The following is a 2,501-nucleotide window of genomic DNA, read 5'->3' on the forward strand; positions in this document are numbered from 1 at the left end:
GTTTTGATTTCCACTGAGAGCTGACCCGGGTTTTTCGTCGAGGAGTGACCCGCCTGAGGGTTATGTTCTGCGGGTTACGCGTGCGTCAATGCTGGTGGTCCCTCCCTTGTTTTTGTGCGGCCTCGGAGCTGGCCTTGAAGCGGAAGCTGTCGTTGCCGGTCTCCAGGATGTGGCAGCGGTGGGTGAGGCGGTCGAGGAGCGCGGTGGTCATCTTGGCGTCGCCGAAGACCGCCGCCCATTCGCTGAAGCTCAGGTTGGTGGTGAGAACGACGCTGGTGCGCTCGTAGAGCTTGCTCAGGAGATGGAAGAGCAAGGCGCCGCCAGAGGCGCTGAACGGCAGGTAGCCCAACTCGTCCAGGATCACGAGGTCAGCTCGGACGAGGCTTTCGGCCATCTGACCGGCTTTGCCTTTGGCCTTCTCCTGCTCGAGCGTGTTGACGAGCTCCACGGTGGAGAAGAAGCGCACCTTCTTGCGATGGTGCTCGACGGCCTGGACCCCAAGGGCGGTGGCGAGGTGCGTCTTGCCGGTGCCCGGGCCGCCGATCAGCACCACGTTCTGTGCCCCCTCCAGGAACTCGCAGCGGTGCAGCTGGCGGACGGTGGCCTCGTTGACCTCGCTGCTGGCGAAGTCGAAGCCCGTGAGGTCCTTGTAGGCCGGGAAGCGAGCCGCCTTCATGTGGTAGGCGATGGAGCGCACCTCCCGCTCGGCCATCTCGGCCTTCAGTAGTTGCGACAGGATTGGCACGGCCCCCTCGAAGGCCGGCGCCCCTTGCTCGATCAGGTCGGTCACAGCCTGGGCCATGCCGAACATCTTGAGGCTGCGGAGCATGATGACGATGGCGCCGCTGGCGGGGTCATGACGCATGGCGCACCCTCTGCGTCTGGCCACGCAGGCCGTCATAGCGCTGGACATTCGCCTGAGGCTCCTCGAGCAGCGCCAGAGCTCTGGGCGGGTCCACCTCAGGCGTCACCGGGGGCCGCTCGTCGACCAGCCGGTGCAGCAGGTTCAGCACGTGGGTCTTGGTGGGCACGCCCGCGTCCAGGGCCAGATCCACCGCACAGAGCACAGCCTGCTCGTCGTGCTGGAGCACCAGCGCCAGGACATCCACCATCTCCCTGTCGCCGCCGGGGCGCTTGAGCAGATGCTGCTGGAGCCGCCGAAAGGGCTCGGGCAGTTCGGCAAAGGGCGCGCCATTCCTGAGCGCCCCCGGCTTGCGCTGAAGGATGGCCAGGTAGTGCCGCCAGTCGTAGATCGTGCGCGGCGGCAGGTGATGCGAGCGCTGGATCACCCTTGGATGCTCGCAGACGATCTGCCCCTCGGCGGCGACCGCGATCCGCTCGGGGTAGATCCGCAGGCTGACGGGGCGGTTGGCAAAGGAGGCCGGCACGCTGTAGCGGTTGCGCTCGAAGCTGATCAGGCAGGTGGGCGAGACGCGCTTGCTTTGCTCGACAAAGCCGTCAAAGGCCGGCGGCACCGGCATCAGGGCCGCCCTTTCTTCGGCCCAGACCTCCGCGACGGTGCCCGGAAGCGTGCGATGCGGCGTCTGCCTCCACAGCTCGATACAACGCTGCTCCAACCAGGCATTCAGCGCCGCCAGGGTCGGAAAGTCGGGCATCAGGTGCAGGATCTGATGGCGGGAGTCCTGCACGTTCTTCTCCACCTGGCCCTTCTCCCATCCGGCGGCCGGATTGCAGAACTCGGGCTCGAAGACATAGTGGCTGGTCATCGCCAAGAACCGGGCATTGACCTGACGCGCCTTGCCGGACCCAACCCGGTCCACCGCCGTCTTCATGTTGTCATAGATGCCCCGCTGCGGCACGCCTCCGAAGACCCGGAAGCCGTGCCAGTGGGCGTCAAACAGCATCTCGTGGGTTTGCAGCAGGTAAGCCCGGAGCAGGAACGCCCGGCTGTGCGAGAGCTTGATGTGCGCCATTTGCAGCTTCGTGCGTTCGCCGGCGATGCTGGCCCAGTCCTCGCTCCAGTCGAACTGAAACGCCTCCCCGGGCTCAAAGGCCAAGGGCACGAAGGTCCCGCGCCCGGTGGTCTGCTGCTCACGCTGGCGCTCTGCCTTCCAGGTCCGCGCAAAGGCCGCGACCCGCCCGTAGGAGCCCTCATAGCCTAGGGCGACAAGGTCAGCATGAAGTTGCTTCAGCGTCCGCCGCTGCTTGCGGGACTTGCCCGCCTCCGTCTTCAGCCAGGCCGACAGCTTGTCCGCGAAAGGATCCAGCTTGCTCGGCCGCTCCGGAACCCGGAACTGTGGCTCCACCGTCCCGGACCGCAGGTACTTGCGGATCGTGTTCCGTGACAGCCCCGTCCGCCTCGCTATCTCCCGGATCGAAAGCTGATCCCGTAACGCCCAGCGTCGGATCACGCTCAGAAATGCCATGTTGATCACTCCGTCGACCCCCGCTGATGCCCAGCCAGGGGAAGTTCGAACATGGGTCACTTCTCAGTGGAAATTCCCGGTCCACCCGGGTCAGCTCTCAGCCGAAATCAACAC

At 65.6% G+C, this 2,501-nt stretch carries 2 protein-coding genes; both read right to left on the reverse strand.

What is annotated here, in order from left to right:
* Nucleotides 1-85 precede the first annotated feature (85 nt).
* Nucleotides 86-865, reverse strand: a complete 780-nt coding sequence (gene istB / locus J3P31_RS21100; RefSeq protein ID WP_210530507.1) for an IS21-like element helper ATPase IstB — start codon at nt 863-865, stop codon at nt 86-88.
* A complete protein-coding gene (istA, locus tag J3P31_RS21105) occupies nt 855-2,387 on the reverse strand; it encodes an IS21 family transposase (RefSeq protein ID WP_210530508.1) in 1,533 nt (510 codons plus the stop codon). The genes istB and istA overlap by 11 nt, the downstream gene beginning before the upstream one ends.
* Nucleotides 2,388-2,501 lie beyond the last annotated feature (114 nt).

This window comes from Rubellimicrobium arenae (assembly GCF_017916275.1).
Taxonomy (GTDB): Bacteria; Pseudomonadota; Alphaproteobacteria; order Rhodobacterales; family Rhodobacteraceae; genus Rubellimicrobium; species Rubellimicrobium arenae.

What these genes read in the sequence shown, in the direction of transcription:
- istB (WP_210530507.1), bottom strand. Translation starts at nt 865, where the DNA reads ATGCGTCATGACCCCGCCAGCGGCGCCATCGTCATCATGCTCCGCAGC.
- istA (WP_210530508.1), bottom strand. Translation starts at nt 2,387, where the DNA reads ATGGCATTTCTGAGCGTGATCCGACGCTGGGCGTTACGGGATCAGCTT.